This is a genomic window from uncultured Sulfitobacter sp., from assembly GCF_947502895.1.
Classification (GTDB): domain Bacteria; phylum Pseudomonadota; class Alphaproteobacteria; order Rhodobacterales; family Rhodobacteraceae; genus Sulfitobacter.
Window position 1 is genome coordinate 370,414 of the sequence record NZ_CANNBM010000002.1, and the last position, 16,904, is coordinate 387,317.

The following is a 16,904-nucleotide window of genomic DNA, read 5'->3' on the forward strand; positions in this document are numbered from 1 at the left end:
AGGCCACAACCGACACCGGATGTGGAGGGCTATTCGTCGCGCCGATGGCAATGCCCCCTTTTGTCGGCCGCTTGCGCGTATTACATCGGTAAAAACGAGGAGAGTGACCGACATGTTGAGTTTCTGGATTGTGGCCACGGCGATAACCATCATGGTGGGTGCGGTTCTGGCACGCGCGGTGGTGCGTGGCGCCCAGCGCGATATCGGATCGCGCGCAGGTTCGGACGTAGATGTGTACCGTGCGCAGCTGGACGAGGTAGCACGCGATGTCGCCCGCGGCGTAATCGAGCAAGCAGACGCAGATCGTGTGCATGCCGAAGTAGCGCGCCGCCTGATTGCAGCTGACAAGGCCCAATCCGCTGAGACCGCTGCATCAAAAACCGCGCCTGCTACATTGGCAATGGCTGTTATCGCGTTTGGCCTGCTGGCCAGTGTCGGCAGCTACATCTGGCTAGGCGCACCGGGCTATGGTGATATGGCATTGAAAGACCGGATTGCCTTTGCCGAGGAAGTGCGTCTGTCCCGCCCCGCACAATCGGTTGCCGAAAACTCACTGCCGCCCCATGCTGACCCTGCTGATCTGGACCCGCGTTACCAGACGCTGCTGGACCAGTTGCGCAATACCGTGGCAAACCGTCCCGACGACATCCAGGGCCATGAGTTGCTGGTCCAGCAAGAACGCCGCATCGGCAATTTCCCAGCCGCCAGAACAGCACAGGCCCGTATTGTAGAGTTGAAGGGCGATGGCGTGACCGCACAAGACCTTGCTGATCTGGGCGAGCTGCAGGTTCTGGCCGCAGGTGGCTATGTATCCCCCGAGGCGGAGATGAGCTTGCGCGCCGCGCTGGCGCAAGAGCCTGGCAATGGAGCCGCGCGTTACTACGTCGGACTGATGCTGGCGCAAACAGGTCGCCCCGATCAGGCGTTCCGCATCTGGGACAGCTTGTTGCGCCAAGGGCCGGAGGAAGCGCCGTGGATATCCCCCATTGTTGCTCAGATAGAAGAACTCGCCGGTCTGGCGGGTGTCCGCTACGCGATCCCAGAGATTGGAAGTAGTGTACGCGGACCGAGTGCCGAAGATATTGATAATGCACGGGATATGACCCCTGCCGAGCGGATGGAGATGATTGGCAGCATGGTCAGCGGCCTGTCGCAGCGTTTGGCCACCGAAGGCGGGCCTGCGCGTGACTGGGCGCGCTTGATCTCCTCTCTCGGCGTGTTGGGCGAATGGGAGCGGGCACAAGCCATTCACGCGAACGCAATGGAAGTCTTTGCCGGTGATTTGGCTGCGATTGATCTGCTGAACGATGCGGGTCGCAATGCAGGGGTGGTCGATTGATATTTGAAACCATCGATGATTTTTCCGATGCCTTGCCCGACATGCGGGCGCTGATCGGGCTGGATCTGGGAGAAAAGACAATTGGCGTGGCCGTCACCGACAGTTTCCTATCGGTTGCCACCCCGCTGGAAACAGTGAAGCGGCGTAAATTCGGATTGGATGCCGCACGCTTGGGCGAGATCATTTCGGGCCGCTTGATCGGCGGTCTTATCCTCGGGTTACCTTTTAATATGGATGGATCCGAAGGACCGCGCTGTCAGTCAACCCGTGCGTTCGCGCGAAATTTTGACAGACTTCACCCCGAGTTGCCCATCGGATATTGGGACGAGCGTTTATCAACAGTGGCCGCCGAACGCGCGCTGTTAGAGGCGGATACGTCACGCAAGCGTCGCGCCGAGGTCATTGATCACGTCGCAGCAAGCTATATCTTGCAGGGAGTTCTGGACAGGCTGCACGTATTGCGCCGCACACAAGGGAATTGAAAAATGAGCGATGATGTCTGGAAACGTGCGGAAATCGAAAGCCCCTGTATCAAAATCTGCGTGATCCATCCTGAAAGCCGTCTGTGCACAGGATGCCTGCGCTCGATCGACGAAATCGGTGCTTGGTCGCGGATGACGCCCGAAGTGCGGCGCGCTGTGATGCAGGAACTGCCTGCACGCGCGGGGGAGTTTTCAAAAAGGCGTGGCGGACGGGCGGCACGACTGGCCCGAGGCAGTTAAACTTTCAGCTTTCGCGCTTGGCGGGCACGCCGAACATTGCTTCGGCAGCGCGGGTGCGCATCTGACGTGGCAAGCTCACGACATTTGGCGCGTAAATCATATTGGCCCCGATCAGGTCATGGCCCTGCGCAAATGCAACCGATGGCGCATTAAGTGCAGGATACTGGCCTGATGCGCCTTCATCCGCGCCAAAATATGCAAGCCGCCCGAACGGTCCTGTGATGATCTGATTCATGTCTGCCTCTTCGCTCGGTTAGCCCCTCTTGCGGGGGCACTTGTGCGACTGTGATGCCAATCAGTTCGGGCAACAATATGGCAACCTCAAGATAATTGTAGGGCGAGGCGAAACGGTGACAGGTACGCAGAATTTATCAAATGCACTATGGCATGGACAGCCAAGCCGCCGCACCACCGATACATTCGGGACGGAAAAACGCAATCATTCGCCCCTCGCCCGTGGGATCAGGCGCATCGCCCCAAGGGGCCGTCCCGTGCAAGACAAACGGATGCAATAGCGCGCTCTGCCCGATACCAATGCTTAACGGAACAGGTTCACAGGTCTCGAACACCTGTCTGCGAGCCGCTTGATAGACATCGGTGATATCGACCTGCGCGGGGTCATTTCTGCCGTATGCCTCACGCAAAGCGGCTTGCATGATCCGCTGACTGCCTGGCCAGACGACAGTAGGTGCGGCAGGCTGATCGTTCAGCGGGATGGATAGAATATATGCATGAAACTCCTGGGCAAAGCGGCGCCGCTCTGGCCCCACGGGCAATAAACCGTCCACATGCGCCGCCGCGCGTCTATGGCGGTAGCGATGGTTTGCGTCACTCTCTGCGGTGTCTTGGCGTGGGTAACCCGCATAAACGATCGACAATTGTGCCCGATGCAGCGGTATATCGGGCACACAGGCTTGCCACGGTCCTTTCAGCGAAACACCTGCAATGGCGCCATTGGCATCATTGGGCAATGCATCTACCCCGACAAACCACGTACGCCCGTGGCGTAGATTGTCCGGCCCTTTATTCGCAGGATCATCGGCGATACCACGCGCCACACCAATAGCTGCTTTTGCCCATGCAGCCGTATCGGGATCATAGTCGAATATCCGAAATCCTGCCGCATCTGTCTGCATGCTCAGCCGAGCCAAACCTTGCGCAGCATGTTAAGGGCAACCAGCACCAAAAACACAGCAAACACACGCTTCAACGGCTTGGGGTCCATCGCATGCGCAAGCCGCGCGCCCATCGGCGCGGTGATAAGCGTCATCGCGATCACCAGTACAAATGCCACCAGATTGACTGCACCAATGGTAAAGGGCGGGCGCGTTGCAGGGTCAACCGCAACGAACAAAAATCCGATAACGGAAGGCACCGCAATTACCACGCCAAAACCCGCAGCAGTAGCGACAGCGCGGTGGATCGGCGTGTTAAACAAGCTCATCAATGGCACACCGAAACTTCCCCCGCCAATCCCCATCAAGACAGAAAGAAAGCCCACGGCTGGCGACAGCCCTGCACGAGCAACGCCGCGCGGCATCGCCTGCCCCAACCGCCAATCCGCGCGGCCAAATCCCATATACAACCCGACAATCAATGCCAGAACGCCAAATATCGCCTGCAAAGTAGAGGACCGCAGGCCCGAAACAACCAACATCCCGATCACTGCTCCAATCACAATTCCAGGCGCCCAGGATCGCAAAATATCCCAGTCCACGGCACCTTTTTTATTGTGCGACATGACCGATCTGACCGACGTGACAATAATCGTCGCAAGGGAGGTGGCCAGACACATCTGCATCAATTGATCGCCACCATATCCCAGTGTCTGGAAGGCGTAGAAAAACGCAGGCACCAGAACAATGCCTCCCCCGACCCCCAAAAGCCCTGCAAGCACGCCCGCAAACGCCCCGATAACCAACAGCAATCCTGCCATCTGTATCAGCAATATCGTATCTGGCATGCGCCCACCCTTCCTGAAAGATGCGAGAGTGCTACACCGCGCGCGCCTGCGCTGCCAGCGCAGATTGCGCCTGCACCTGCACCTGCTCCAACGCGTCACGAACCAAGGAAGGACCCACCCCATCCTTGTGCGCGCCTTCTGACAAAACACGCCGCCAGATACGCGCACCGGGACGGCCCGCGAACAGCCCCAACATGTGTCGCGTGACCGAGGCAAGTTTCCCCCCAGTCGCCAGATGCGCTTCAATATAGGGCAGCATGGCAAGCACGACCTCTTCGGGTGAGGTATCTGCACCCGCGCCATAAACACGCCGATCCGCCTGACACAGAATATCGCTTGGTTGATGATAGGCTGCACGCCCGATCATTACCCCATCCATCCCTGCATCCAGTGCAGCAATCGCCGCATCCAATGTGGCAACACCGCCGTTGAGGGATAGATGCAGGTTTGGGAACAGCTCTTTCATCTGGTGAACCAACGGGTAATCAAGTGGTGGAATATCCCGGTTTTCTTTCGGGCTGAGACCGTCCAGCCATGCCATGCGGGCGTGCACTGTCATCCTCTCGACCCCTGCGCCAACCATTCGGCTCAGAAATTCGGGCAAAACCGCGTTCGGATCCTGATCGTCCACACCAATGCGACATTTAACGGTCACATCCACATCCACCGCGCGGCGCATCGCGGTTACACAGCGCGCAACCAATGCCGCATCCTTCATCAATACGGCACCAAATGCCCCGGATTGCACGCGATCGGACGGGCAGCCTACATTCAGGTTTATCTCGTCGTAACCCGCTTGCGCCCCCAGACGCGCGGCCTCAGCCAGTTCAGCAGGGTCGGAACCACCCAGTTGCAATGCGACAGGATGTTCGGCGGCGCTATGCGCCAGCAGATGCAGCGCGCCACCGCGCACCAGTGCAGGCGCAGTCACCATTTCGGTGTACAGCAGCGTATGCGCGCTCATCAAACGGTGCAGATAGCGGCAATGGCGATCCGTCCAGTCCATCATGGGTGCGACCGACAGGCGGGCGGCCCGGGTGACCATGGATTTGCCCATTCTTTCGTGGGAGCCCGTCTGCCCTGCCGGGTGTCTTACATCAGACATATACCGAAATACTCTCGCTCTTGTCATCTATGACGCCCAGACTGGTGAGGTCAGGCTTTGTGAGGCGTGGAATAGGCCATTTTGCAAAAGACGTAAACGGCATGACCGAGCAGAGACTATGCTTCATCTGACAGTCTAGTAGTTTTGAAGTGGGCTGCGTATCACTGTAAGGCATTGTGGTTGATACGCCAGTCAGGATCACGCGATTGGGTTTGCGTCCGAGCTGCGGACAAAACCGCACTTGCTATCAACGATACGAATGTCTGCTTGGCAGGCTAGCCATCAATAGCTGCTTGTCCAAACGGGTAAAACGGGACCGATTTATGAACACATAAGACCGGTCCCGCTTGCAGATCAGATCATGCGTCGATCCAGACCTTCTCAAGATGCATTTCGCGGAACTGATGACGCTCATAGCCTTTGACCGCCTCCACATGATGCAAGAAGAGGTTTTGCCAGAACGGCTGGATAATCGCACCGCTGGATTGCAGCATTTCCTGAATTTCAGCCATCAATACAGCGCGCTTATCCGCATCCGCAACACCAGATGCCTCGGCCAGTTTTGCGTCGAACTCAGGGTTGGCATGACCAGATTCGTTCCACGCCTCGCCTGAACGATATGCCAGACCAAGAACCTGCACGCCCAAAGGCCGCGCACCCCAGTTGGTTGTCGAGAACGGGTATTTCGTCCAGTCATTCCAGAACGACGAGCCGGGAATGATCGTGCGTTTGACATTGAAACCCGCATCGCGAAGCTGGCCTGCGATTGCATCTGTCGTGACGGTCCGCCAATCGCCATCAATGGAAATAAGCTCCATTTCTGTGTCCCCATGGCCTGCGCTGTCCAACATCGCCTTGGCGGCAGCGGGATCAACTTTTTGCGCTGGCAATTTGGCATATTCAGGGTGCATCGGGCCGACATGGTGGTTTTCGGCAGGCTTACCCAAACCGTTCAGGCCAAGTTCCAGCACGATGTTATTGTCGACTGCCATCTGCACTGCGCGGCGCACATCCGCGTTGTCGAAGGGTGCTGAATCTGCGCGCATGCGCGCGACGATTGTACTGGCCGTCTCTTTCTCTTTGCGCACCAGACCCAACCCGTCAAGAACTTCGACAAAGTCTGCATTTGTTTCGTCGTTGACGTGAATTTCTTCTGAATCGAAGGCAGCAACCATTGCCGAGGGGTCCGTGCCATAATCAATGAACTCAACCGCATCAAGGAAGACTTCCCCTCCCCACCAGCCGCCGTCACGGCGCGTTACCGTCGCACGCGTGCCTACTTCATAATCACCCAGAACAAAGGGACCAGTGCCAATGGGGTTGTCTTTCAGTCCAGCTTCGGGGGTATAGCTGCGGTGCAGGATCAACGCAGGATAGTCCGACATGCCTGCAATCAAGGTGATGTCGGATTGCTCAAGGTTCAGACGCACAGTGTGGTCATCCACACGTTCAATCGCGCCTTCCCGCGCAACGCCTGTCTCTGCATCAATCAGCGATGTCATGCGCCCCGCCATAGAGTTGCCCTCGGCGTCTTTTTCGCACCAGCGGTTGAAATTAAAGATTACATCATCTGCGGTGAAGGCATCACCGTTGTTCCACACGGCATTTTTGCGCAGGTTGAGTGTATAGGTTTTTGCATCGTCGCTGACCTCCCAGCTTTCCAGCAGCATGCCCTTGAAGGAGAAATCCATGTCCCAACGGACAAGCGGCTCTACAAATTGACGCGCGACGTTGGCTGGCTCTGTCCAGTCGAAAGTACGAGGATCCTTGAGATCAAGTATCCGCATCCCGACTTTCAACGTGCCACCCTTTTTTGCGTGGCCATCCGCCGCTGCAGGTGTGGGCAGCGCAGCACCGATCAAGCCGTAAGCGACGGCAGCGCTAGCACCGAATGTGCTGGCTGTTGCGATGAATTCGCGACGGCTCATCTTTCCTTCGCGGGTCTGTTTGGCAAGGTCGGCCACGATGGGCCGCACATCATTCTTTGGTGAATTCATTCTTTCTCTCCCAGTTTTAGAGGCTTGGTTTAATCAAGCGGCGGCGCGCCTCCGTCTGCCGTTGCTTTTTCGATAAATGGTATCATCCGTTCAACTGCGTCAGCCGCTGTCGGAGGGGCTACAAACTCGTTCAGCTTGTTTTTCCATACCGCGGTTGCGCGCTGTGCCGATGTAAGCCCGCCTGCCTCGGTCCATGAACCGAAATTATTCAGATCTGCGACGATCGGTTCATAAAATGCAGTATTGAAGCGGTCCATTGTATGCTGTGTCGCAAAGAAATGCCCGCCTGGCTGCACATCGGCTAAGGCCTCGAACCCGATCTCGGCGTCATCCGCGATAGGTCTGGTGCACAGTTCTGCAAAAATCTGCAAGCCCTCTATATCATTGATGAATTTCTCATATCCAAATGTCAGCCCACCTTCGAGCCAGCCTGCCGTATGCACCAGCAGCGTTCCATGGGCCAGCGAGCCGCCCCACAGGCCCATGACCGTTTCCAGCCCTGCTTGCATGTCCGGCGTATTCGCAGCCGACCCTGATGCCGTGCGCCATGGCAGATCAACAAGCTTGGCCAACTGCCCCCCGCCGATCTGCATTTTCAAATGATCCGGCGTGCCAAAAGCAGGTGAGCCTGATTTCATATCCACGTTCGAGCTGAACCCCCCATAGCTGACGGGCGCGCCGGGACGTGCAAGCTGCGACAGGGTGATTCCCATCATACATTCCGCATGCTGAAGCGTCAGCGCGCCGGCAGGCGTAATCGGTGCCATAGCCCCCGCCAGACAGAATGGCGTGATAATCGACAACTGCCCAGCGCGCGCAAAATCGATGATCCCCTGCGCCATGGGGTTATCCAGCATGCGCGGGCTATTGGTGTTGATTACTGTTGTGAGCCAGACGCCGTCTTCAAAATCATCTGCCGACAGATTCAGCGCCGTTTGCATCAGCTCGAACCCTTGTTCAACCTGCCCACGGCCCCGCGCAAAAAGAAACATCGGCTTGTCGCCGAACTCCAGCTGCGTGCGCATGGTGGCATAGTGGCGCAGATGGATCGGTACATCCTGCGGTTCGGTCAGAGGCCCGAATGTATGCATCACATCATAGCTTTGGACCAGCTTGATTGCTTCTTCAAAATCCCGCAGTGACCCCGGTCTGCGTCCCCGCTCGGCATCGTTTGCGTTAGGACAGCCGACACCGGGCATAAAGATCATCGAACCCAGTTCATAATCCTGCTCACGCAGGGGATTGACCGCACGCATGCGGATCGAGCGCGGCGCGGATGCAAGGGCGGCCTGCACGATATCGCGGCCAATAAAAACCATATCATCATCATCTACCCGCGCCCCAGCGGCAGCAAAAATTTGGCGCGCCTCGGGTAGCAGAACCTTTACGCCTAATTCCTCCAACACCCGAAGGGCTGTCTCGTGGATCGAATGTATTTCATCCTCCGAGAACATGATTTGTTGGGCAAACGGATGTTTCAGCTGTCGGTAGTTGGGCTGGCGGGCAGCTTTTGTTGCACCTGTGCGTTGGCTACGACCGCGCCTTCGTGGTTTGTCTCCGGCTGTGTTCTCAAGCATTTTGATTATCCAATCAGGCGCGCATTTTCGATCCCGCGGGATCGTAAGGCGACATTTCAATGATCTTGGCGGCGCGGCTTTCGCCCATGACATGCACGCTAAGTTCTGTGCCGATATCCGCATAGGCCACGTCAACCAGCGCCATGGCAAAGCTGCGCGCAGTGCGGTGACCATAGCCGCCCGTTGTCGTAATCCCGATCAGCGTATCATTAAACCATACTGGCTCAAACCCCACGCAATCGGCGTCTGTGGCCGCCACTTCCAGCATCCGCAGCACGCGTGTGGGCGCAGGGGCGGCCTGTGCGGCACCCTTGCCGACAAAGTCCCCCTTATCCCACGCAATCCAACGGTCCAGACCCGTCATCGCAGGCGTGTAGGTTTGCGTAAATTCACCGTTCCAAATGCCAATGCTCTTTTCCAGACGCAGTGACAACATGGCACGGAACCCGATCTCTTTCATCCCGTGCGCGGCCCCTGCCTCTAGCAGCAGCTTGCGCAGGGGGGCGTGTTCTGCCGCAAGGCAGTTAATCTCGAACGCCATTTCCCCTGACAGCGAAAGGCGAGCGATTTTGACACGGAACAGACCCAGATCGGCCGTCTTACAATTCATCATCTTTAGATCGGACAGGTCCGTATGCGCTACGCTCTCCAGAATCTCACGCGCTTTTGGCCCGTTGACCGAAAAGCCCCCGATGTCGTCGGACACATCACGCACAAGGGCGCCCGCCTCATTGTGATCGCGGAACCAACGCATGTGGAATTCACGCAGATAATAACTGCCCATCAGCCAATAGGTACCATCACCCCAGTTAAAGCAGGTCAGGTCGCCTTTGAGACGGCCGTCTTCTGCCAACAGTGGTGCGAGCTTGACCTTCCCTGCGGCAGGCAGTTTGCACGCCAACAGATTGTCGAGGAAGGCCTCGGCGCCAGCTCCACTGATCTCATACCGTGAGAAACCTGTGATATCGAGAAGACCCGCGGCTTTCTCCACCGCTTTGCACTCCGCATCCACCAGCGGGAAAGCCGTGCTGCGGCGCAACTCACCCGGTTCTTCAAAGTCGGGGGATGGCGCGAAATAAGACGGTACTTCAAGCCCCCAAGAATTGGTCCAACGCGCCCCTGCTGCTGTCATATCCGCATGTGCACCAGACACCCGTAATACGCGTCCCGCAGGCAGCTCCTCATTGGGGAAGGTCATCACGAAGCGGCGTTTGTAGAACTGGCCAGTGGTCTGTCGGATGTATTCCTTGTTCGATTGGTGCATCCCGAAACGGCCGATATCCATGCCGTAAATATCTGCCTCGGGTTGGCCGTGGATCATCCACTCGGCCAGCGATTTACCAACACCGCCCCCTTGGCTAAAGCCCGCCATCACGCCGCAGGCCACCCAATATCCGCGCGGACCAACAGGACCGACCAGTGGATTGCCGTCTGGCGCAAAGGTGAATGCACCGTTCACCCATTTCTTGATGCCAGTCCGCTCAAGGCACGGGAAACGTTCAAACCCTTTCATCAACTCGGGCGAGATACGTTCGACATCTTCGGGGATCAGCTCCATCCCGTAGTCCCACGGGGCGCCGTCCATCTGCCAGTGCTTGGGGTTCAACTCGTACACACCCATAAGCAGGCCGTTGCGCTCTTGGCGGGTGTAGACAAAGCCATCCAGATCAAGGATCAGCGGCATCATCTCGTCCATCGCCTCAATCTCGGGGATGTCGTCGGTTAGCAGATAGTGATGCTCCATAGGTGTGACGGGCAGATCGACACCCGCCATATGGCCACATTGCTTGGCCCACAAACCGCCCGCGTTCACCACGTTTTCGGTGTGGATTGTGCCTTGCTCGGTGATTACATCCCATGTGCCGTCGCCGCGCTGCTTCAGCTCCAGCACGCGGTTGCGCACAATTACATCCGCACCCAGCTTTTTCGCAGCACCCGCATAGGCGTAGGTTGCGCCGTTGGGGTCCAGATGCCCTTCGTTCACATCGTAAAGGCCGCCCTTGATATCGTCCGTCTTAATCAACCCGCGGGTTAGCTCTTGAACCTCCTCAGGGGTCAGCAGCTTGGAGCTTTCGATCCCGATTGCCTGAAAAGTCGACCACCCAGCCTTTAGCATTTCCCAGCGTTGCTGGTCTGCGGCGATGTTCACACCACCAGTCATATGCAGCCCAACATTCACGCCGCTTTCGCGCTCGATCTCTTTGTAAAGATTGATCGTGTAGTCCTGAAGTGACGCAATGTTGGGATCAGCATTCAGCGCATGGAACCCCGCTGCCGCGTGCCACGTAGAACCTGCAGTCAGCTCTGCACGCTCGATCAAGGCAACATCGGTCCAGCCGAATTTTGCAAGGTGGTACAACACCGAAACCCCGACGACCCCGCCACCAATGACTACTGCTCTATATGTCGATTTCATCTGAATACTCCCAACAGGCTTTTCCAGAAGGTCACACAAAAAGTTCAGTACTGTCCATAATTAAATACACAGGTGTATTTAATTTCTGGTGCGCCACGTCTTTCCCCATTGCAACATGGACATCTGTATCAGCGTTCGCGCAAATTGTGCAGTTGGGCCACTTCGGCATCACAAGGCATGTGTCCTGTGATGCAAAACAAATAGTCACGTGCGCGGCTTATGCGTGTCTCCCAGTTTTCGCGCTGATCCAGTGCCTCATATCCGATCTGGGTATAATAGAGGATGCGGGCGCGCACCTCTGCCTCGCCCTGAACAAACCCGAACCGCGCGAACATCTGGGTCAATGCCAGCAACCTCTCTGCATCAGAATCGTCTAATGCGCGCCGGACCGAGCCCGAGCGCCGCGCCCAGTCGCGCACTGCAAAATCCAGCCGCGTGTTGAACTGGCCCTTGCCCACCCAAGACGCAAAGACATTGACGACAGCTTGCGTGATTGTATCGGCAGGCTGCTTGGAGCTTTCGACAATCGCTTTGGTATTGGTCGCCCGCCAGTGTTCCAGCAGGTTATCCAACAAGTCCTCACGGTTCTCGAAATACCAATAAAAACTGGATCGCGCAGTCTCCAGCTTGGCAGACAGCAGCATGACTTTTACATTCTCGACCCCTTCCGAAATCAGCGTATCAAGCGCGATCTGGATCCAGTCCTCTTTGGTATGGCGCTGGGGGCCACGCCCTTTGGGGTTCTTTTTCATAAAGCTGTCTGGCTGCGCCATCATTTATCCATTGCTTGCTTTTCGCCCTCATGTACATCTATGTACTTAATCGAGCGCGACGGGTCACGCACCGACTGTAGCGTGTAAAAACGCCCTTTGGCCAACAACAAGATCGGGATTTTCTCAAAGATGGGCACCTACTCCGCATTTCGAGTTTTCCGCGAAGGATTGCGCGGCCAATCGGGTTGGGGCCCTGCATGGCGCAGTCCGAAACCGCAGGCGGAATATGACGTTGTCATCGTAGGGGGCGGCGGGCACGGCCTCGCCACCGCTTATTATCTGGCAAAACGCCATGGCATCAAACGCGTGGCCCTGATTGAAAAAGGCTGGCTGGGTGGCGGGAACACCGGTCGCAATACGACCGTGATCCGATCCAATTACTTTTATCCCGAAAGCACGGCATTGTATGATTTATCCGTCAGGCTCTATGAAGGGCTGTCCAAAGAACTGAACTATAATGTCATGTTCTCGCAACGTGGCATGTTGATCCTTAACCATTCCGAACATGAAAGCGAGCTTGCCGCCCGAGCGGTGAACGCGATGCGCCTCAACGGGGTGGACGCTGAAATACTCGACCGTTCGCAGATCCGCAAAAAGGCCCCCCTGCTCAACTTCGGCCGCGATGCGCGCTATCCGATTGAAAGTGCCGTCTGGCAAGGGCGCGCAGGTACAGGCCGACATGATGCGGTTGCTTGGGGGTATGCGCGTGCGGCCGACCGTCTGGGCGTGGACATTATCCAGAACTGCGAGGTCACGGGTTTCATCACCGAGGGCGGCGTGTGCAAAGGTGTTGAAACCAGCCAGGGGCCGATCCGTGCCGGCCGCGTTGGCGTCGCTGTTGCGGGCCATTCCTCGCAGATGGCCACCCTCGGCGGTTACAGTCTGCCCATTGAGTCATATGCCTTGCAGGCTTTTGTCTCCGAACCGCTGAAGCCCATGATCGACACGGTGGCCTTTTCCCCCGCGCATGGCAGTTATGTCAGCCAGTCTGACAAAGGCGGGTTGGTCATGGGCGGCGGGCTGGACCGTGTGCCATCTTACGGGCAGCGCGGGAACCTGCCCATGCAAGAGGCCGTACTGGGCGGCCTGATCGAGTACATCCCAGCGATTGCAAAGGTCAAACTGTTGCGCCATTGGGCAGGCATCGTTGATGTGACGCCCGACAGCTCTCCTATTATCGGGCCTACATCTGTGCCTGGAATTTACGTCAATTGTGGCTGGGGCACAGGCGGTTTCAAAGCGATCCCCGCAGGCGGTTACCTGTTTGCGCATTGCTTGGCCGAGGGCAGCCATCACCCCATCAGCGCACCATTCGATCTGTTCCGTTTCACCAGCGGCGCGTTGATCGACGAGGGTGCCGCCTCTGGCATCGCACATTAGGAGCAGCACCCATGCAAATTTTCACCTGCCCCTTCTGCGGCCCCCGAAACGAACGTGAATTCCACTTTGCGGGCGAAGCAGGCAAAGAGCGCCCTGACACAACCCAGCCTGTTTCAGATGCGGACTGGGGGGCATACCTGTTCTCGCGTCGCAATGATAAAGGCGCGGCATCGGAAGTCTGGATGCACCTGACCTGCCGCGAGATGTTCATTCTGCGCCGCGACACCGTGACGATGACGGTGCTGGAAACACGCGCCTTGCGAAAGGATGCGCCATGAACAGCCGCAGAATTGCAGGCGCAGGCCTGATAGACCGCACGAAGCCGCTCAGCTTTACCTTTGATGGCAAACCCTACACCGGTTTCGAGGGTGATACGCTGGCGTCTGCCTTGTTGGCCAATGGCGTACAAATCATGGGGCGCAGTTTCAAATATCACCGCCCACGCGGCGTTTGGGGCGCGTGGTTCGATGATCCGAATGCAATATTTGACGTAAAGCTGAATGGCATATCTTTTCCCAACTGCCCTGCTACGACCACACCGCTCGAAGACGGGATGCAGGCGCGAGCGGTCAATGCATGGCCCTCGGCACAATTTGATGTCAAACGCGGACTGGACCTGTTCCACCGCTTCCTCGGCGCGGGATTCTACTACAAAACCTTCATCTGGCCCGACTGGCATTTGTTTGAACCGAGCATTCGTAAAATGGCGGGGCTTGGCAGCCTTGAAGGCAAAGCGCCCGACGCGTTTTCTTCTGACCAAGTCAGCGATCATTGCGATGTTCTGGTTGTCGGTGGCGGTGCTGCCGGGCTGGCAGCCGCGCGCAGCGCAGCACAGAACGGACAATCGGTTGTGCTGGTCGAAGACCATGCAACGCTTGGTGGTGGCCTATATGCGATGGGTCTGGACGTAGACGGGTGCGCCCCTGCAAAGTGGGTAGCGACGCAAAAGGATGCGATCATCGCAGCAGGCGGGCGTGTTCTGGCCAAAACCACGGCGATTGGCGTCTACGATCACATGATGGTGGCGCTGGCCCAGGATCTCGGATTCGGAAAGGCGCCGCGCCTTTGGCGCATGCGCGCAGGCCGGATCATTATGGCGACAGGGGCGCTTGACCGCCCCATCACGTTTGAAAACAATGACCTGCCCGGTATTATGTCGGCCTGTGCAGCGGCTGAATATCTCGGGCGATATGGCGTACTGGCGGGTGATGAAATCACTGTTCTAAGCAACAATACAGTCGCACAACAAGCAGCCGCGCAGCTTGAGATCGCAGGCGCGAAATTACGTTATCTTGATGCCGCTAAGGTAACAGCACGAGGGGTCGGCCACAAAGGCATCACAGCCATCTCCTATGGTACATCACAACATCGTTGCGACACATTGCTCGCCTCTGGCGGGCTGACACCCATCGTACATCTGTGGCGACATGCGGGCGGCAAACTCGCGTGGGACGCGGGAAAAGCGGCTTTTCTGCCCTCCGCGGCCCCTGACGGGATGACTGCGGTGGGTGCTGCAAACGGTACATTTGATCTCGACCACGCAATCGCGGAAGGCACTGCCGCAGGATTGAACAAGAGGTATGAGCCTCGCCCCGGCAGCTACCATATGGCTCCAATCTGGCCGAAACCGCACAGCAAAGGGCGGCAATGGATTGATTTTCAACACGATGTTACCCTCAAGGATATCGAGATCGCGTCAAAGGAGAATTTCGTCTCTGTCGAGCATCTCAAACGCTATACCACACTGGGCATGGCGATAGATCAGGGCAAAACATCGAACATGGCAGGGCTTGCAGCTATGGCCGCGTTGCAAGGCAAACCGATCCCCGAGGTCGGCACGACTACATTCCGCCCCCCCTTCGTGCCTGTGTCGATGTCTTTGTACAAAGGAAGCAACAGCGGCCAGCTGTTCCATCCCCTCAAACGTCTCGCCTTGGAAGAACGCCACCGCGCAGCGGGGGCTGCGTTAGGCGAATACGGCGGCTGGTTGCGCCCCGGTTGGTACGGGACGAAACCCGCAAGTGAGGCAATTTTTGATGAGGTGTCCACCGCGCGCAACGCCGCCGCGATCATCGATGCCTCTCCCTTGGGCAAGATCGAAGTCATGGGCCCAGACGCCGAAGCCTTTGTGAACTTCATCTATTACAACACCATTAAAACCCTGAAATCCGGCAACATCCGCTATGGGTTTATGTTGACAGAACAAGGCGTGGTTTATGACGACGGCGTAATCGCCCGCATGGACCAGAACCGATTTATCATCTCGTGTTCTTCCAGCCATGTGGATGGCGTCTTTGGCATGCTTGAGGCATGGCGGCAGGACGGGAACGATCCTGATCGCATTTTCATCCACGACACCACTCAAAACTGGCCAACGGTCACTATCGCAGGCCCCAAAGCGCGCGAAATTGTGGGTACACTTGATCTGGGAGTTGATCTGTCAGCGCAGGCCTTTCCACACATGAGCCTGCAAACAGGGTCCTTCAAAGGCGCACCTGCGCGCATTGCGCGGGTCAGCTTTACCGGTGATGTCAGTTATGAAATTTCCACAAGCATAGCGCGTATCGAAGCCCTTTGGGATGCAGTGAACGCGGCGGGCAGACCTCTGAGCGCTGGCCCCGTCGGGATCGAGGCCCTATCGGTGTTGCGTGCAGAGAAAGGGTATATCATGGTCGGCAAAGATACCGACGGCGAGACAATGCCCCACGATCTGGGCTTTTCCGCGCCAAGGCTCAAAAAAACCACAGCCTTTGTAGGAGATCGCGGACTACACACATCGGTTGCCAATGACCCAAATCGCAAACAGCTGGTCGGGCTTCGTATTCCCGCAGATACCAAGCCGCTGCCCATCGGCGCGCATATCGTGGAGGAAAGTCAGGGCAAGCAAAGCTCGGTCGGTTTTGTCACCTCGAGTTACCATAGTCCAACCCTTGGTCATCCGATTGCTTTGGCGCTGCTCGCAGGCGGTGCCACCCGTCTGGGAGAGCAGGTTACGGTCTGGCACAACAGTAGCACCCGACAGGCCGAGGTGTGCAGTGCGACCTTCTTTGACCCGAAAGGAGAACGCCTGCATGCGTAACGATAATGACAATTGGGACATGTTTGATATCGGCGGGCCATTGGTCACCGCGTCAGGCATAACGATTCAATCACGCGCAGTTGCCCGCCAAACAGTAATTAGCGGCGCAGGCGTTCTTCGGGCATTCGAGAAATCGTGCGGCCCCGCTATCGGCTGGCCGGATGTGGCGCAGGGAGCGTCTTATGCAGTGGCTCTCAGACGGGACCGCGTCTTGCTGGTTAACGGCCCTGCACTGCAAGAAGGCTGGGATGATACAACAGGTCATGCCGTATCGGACATGACGGGCGGATACGCTGTGATCGAGCTGTCGGGCGTCGGTGTGCAGGATGTCTTGAAACGGGGTGCTGAAATCAATCCGGACCTCCCGTCGCGTTCCGCTGCGCGCAGGTTTGGAGAACTCGGCGTGATCCTCTATCACTTCGAAAATGCGAATTGTGTAAGGCTCCATGTAAATGTAGCGCAGCAGCACGCGGCGTGGTTGATGCTTCAATCATATGCAGACCAGATGTTCGGCCCATAGACCGCTTCGCGAGATATACCGCATCACGCTGAC

General features: G+C 57.2%; 15 protein-coding genes. 7 read left to right on the forward strand and 8 right to left on the reverse strand.

Annotation, left to right across the window (positions count from 1 at the left end):
- Window positions 1-112 precede the first annotated feature (112 nt).
- From ccmI to Q0903_RS09815, 3 genes are read left to right on the forward strand one after another with little or no spacing between them, the layout of a single operon-like run.
- Window positions 113-1,339, forward strand: a complete 1,227-nt coding sequence (gene ccmI / locus Q0903_RS09805) for a c-type cytochrome biogenesis protein CcmI (RefSeq protein WP_366141491.1) — start codon at window positions 113-115, stop codon at window positions 1,337-1,339.
- Window positions 1,336-1,821, forward strand: coding sequence for a Holliday junction resolvase RuvX (ruvX, locus tag Q0903_RS09810; RefSeq protein WP_299414914.1), 486 nt, complete (start codon window positions 1,336-1,338; stop codon window positions 1,819-1,821). Before ccmI ends, ruvX begins: the two co-directional genes overlap by 4 nt.
- Window positions 1,822-1,824: 3 nt before the next feature.
- Entirely contained in the window at window positions 1,825-2,061 is a 237-nt protein-coding gene (locus Q0903_RS09815) for a DUF1289 domain-containing protein (protein WP_299029439.1), read from the forward strand.
- Window positions 2,062-2,065: 4 nt separating this feature from the next.
- Here Q0903_RS09815 and Q0903_RS09820 read toward each other — a convergent pair whose 3' ends face one another.
- From Q0903_RS09820 to Q0903_RS09855, 8 genes are all read right to left on the reverse strand, one after another.
- Window positions 2,066-2,296 carry a hypothetical protein gene (locus Q0903_RS09820; protein ID WP_299029436.1) on the reverse strand — a complete coding sequence of 77 codons (231 nt, stop codon included), beginning with the start codon at window positions 2,294-2,296 and terminating at the stop codon, window positions 2,066-2,068.
- A gap of 145 nt (window positions 2,297-2,441) precedes the next feature.
- A complete protein-coding gene (locus Q0903_RS09825; RefSeq protein WP_299414915.1) occupies window positions 2,442-3,197 on the reverse strand; it encodes a hypothetical protein in 756 nt (251 codons plus the stop codon).
- Window positions 3,198-3,199: 2 nt separating this feature from the next.
- Window positions 3,200-4,024 carry a sulfite exporter TauE/SafE family protein gene (locus Q0903_RS09830; protein ID WP_299029428.1) on the reverse strand — a complete coding sequence of 275 codons (825 nt, stop codon included), beginning with the start codon at window positions 4,022-4,024 and terminating at the stop codon, window positions 3,200-3,202.
- A 31-nt stretch (window positions 4,025-4,055) separates the two neighbouring features.
- Window positions 4,056-5,081 carry a tRNA dihydrouridine(20/20a) synthase DusA gene (gene dusA, locus Q0903_RS09835; RefSeq protein ID WP_299416033.1) on the reverse strand — a complete coding sequence of 342 codons (1,026 nt, stop codon included), beginning with the start codon at window positions 5,079-5,081 and terminating at the stop codon, window positions 4,056-4,058.
- Window positions 5,082-5,488: 407 nt separating this feature from the next.
- Entirely contained in the window at window positions 5,489-7,126 is a 1,638-nt protein-coding gene (locus Q0903_RS09840) for an ABC transporter substrate-binding protein (protein WP_299414917.1), read from the reverse strand.
- A gap of 29 nt (window positions 7,127-7,155) precedes the next feature.
- Window positions 7,156-8,703 (reverse strand): trimethylamine methyltransferase family protein, encoded by a 1,548-nt coding sequence (locus Q0903_RS09845; RefSeq protein ID WP_299414919.1) that lies wholly within the window; start codon window positions 8,701-8,703, stop codon window positions 7,156-7,158.
- 13 nt (window positions 8,704-8,716) lie between these two features.
- Window positions 8,717-11,119 carry an FAD-dependent oxidoreductase gene (locus Q0903_RS09850; protein WP_299414920.1) on the reverse strand — a complete coding sequence of 801 codons (2,403 nt, stop codon included), beginning with the start codon at window positions 11,117-11,119 and terminating at the stop codon, window positions 8,717-8,719.
- A gap of 128 nt (window positions 11,120-11,247) precedes the next feature.
- On the reverse strand, window positions 11,248-11,895 hold the full coding sequence (locus Q0903_RS09855; protein WP_299414922.1) for a TetR/AcrR family transcriptional regulator: 648 nt from the start codon (window positions 11,893-11,895) through the stop codon (window positions 11,248-11,250).
- Window positions 11,896-12,021: 126 nt separating this feature from the next.
- Here Q0903_RS09855 and Q0903_RS09860 point away from each other — a divergent pair, with 126 nt between their 5' ends.
- From Q0903_RS09860 to Q0903_RS09875, 4 genes are read left to right on the forward strand one after another with little or no spacing between them, the layout of a single operon-like run.
- Window positions 12,022-13,272, forward strand: a complete 1,251-nt coding sequence (locus Q0903_RS09860) for a sarcosine oxidase subunit beta family protein (RefSeq protein WP_299414923.1) — start codon at window positions 12,022-12,024, stop codon at window positions 13,270-13,272.
- 11 nt (window positions 13,273-13,283) lie between these two features.
- Window positions 13,284-13,550: a sarcosine oxidase subunit delta gene (locus tag Q0903_RS09865; protein ID WP_299414925.1), complete on the forward strand. Its 267-nt coding sequence runs from the start codon at window positions 13,284-13,286 to the stop codon at window positions 13,548-13,550.
- Complete coding sequence (locus Q0903_RS09870; protein ID WP_299414927.1) at window positions 13,547-16,351, forward strand: 2Fe-2S iron-sulfur cluster-binding protein; 2,805 nt, start codon at window positions 13,547-13,549, stop codon at window positions 16,349-16,351. The genes Q0903_RS09865 and Q0903_RS09870 overlap by 4 nt, the downstream gene beginning before the upstream one ends.
- Complete coding sequence (locus Q0903_RS09875) at window positions 16,344-16,871, forward strand: hypothetical protein (RefSeq protein ID WP_299414929.1); 528 nt, start codon at window positions 16,344-16,346, stop codon at window positions 16,869-16,871. Before Q0903_RS09870 ends, Q0903_RS09875 begins: the two co-directional genes overlap by 8 nt.
- Window positions 16,872-16,904: the final 33 nt, after the last annotated feature.

Bases quoted from the DNA above. Each gene is read 5' to 3' on its own strand.
- Q0903_RS09820 (WP_299029436.1), bottom strand. From the start codon at position 2,296: ATGAATCAGATCATCACAGGACCGTTCGGGCGGCTTGCATATTTTGGC.
- Q0903_RS09860 (WP_299414923.1), top strand. From the start codon at position 12,022: ATGGGCACCTACTCCGCATTTCGAGTTTTCCGCGAAGGATTGCGCGGC.
- Q0903_RS09855 (WP_299414922.1), bottom strand. From the start codon at position 11,895: ATGATGGCGCAGCCAGACAGCTTTATGAAAAAGAACCCCAAAGGGCGT.
- Q0903_RS09830 (WP_299029428.1), bottom strand. From the start codon at position 4,024: ATGCCAGATACGATATTGCTGATACAGATGGCAGGATTGCTGTTGGTT.
- Q0903_RS09815 (WP_299029439.1), top strand. From the start codon at position 1,825: ATGAGCGATGATGTCTGGAAACGTGCGGAAATCGAAAGCCCCTGTATC.
- Q0903_RS09865 (WP_299414925.1), top strand. From the start codon at position 13,284: ATGCAAATTTTCACCTGCCCCTTCTGCGGCCCCCGAAACGAACGTGAA.
- dusA (WP_299416033.1), bottom strand. From the start codon at position 5,081: ATGGGCAAATCCATGGTCACCCGGGCCGCCCGCCTGTCGGTCGCACCC.
- Q0903_RS09870 (WP_299414927.1), top strand. From the start codon at position 13,547: ATGAACAGCCGCAGAATTGCAGGCGCAGGCCTGATAGACCGCACGAAG.
- Q0903_RS09840 (WP_299414917.1), bottom strand. From the start codon at position 7,126: ATGAATTCACCAAAGAATGATGTGCGGCCCATCGTGGCCGACCTTGCC.
- Q0903_RS09825 (WP_299414915.1), bottom strand. From the start codon at position 3,197: ATGCAGACAGATGCGGCAGGATTTCGGATATTCGACTATGATCCCGAT.
- Q0903_RS09875 (WP_299414929.1), top strand. From the start codon at position 16,344: ATGCGTAACGATAATGACAATTGGGACATGTTTGATATCGGCGGGCCA.
- Q0903_RS09850 (WP_299414920.1), bottom strand. From the start codon at position 11,119: ATGAAATCGACATATAGAGCAGTAGTCATTGGTGGCGGGGTCGTCGGG.
- Q0903_RS09845 (WP_299414919.1), bottom strand. From the start codon at position 8,703: ATGCTTGAGAACACAGCCGGAGACAAACCACGAAGGCGCGGTCGTAGC.
- ccmI (WP_366141491.1), top strand. From the start codon at position 113: ATGTTGAGTTTCTGGATTGTGGCCACGGCGATAACCATCATGGTGGGT.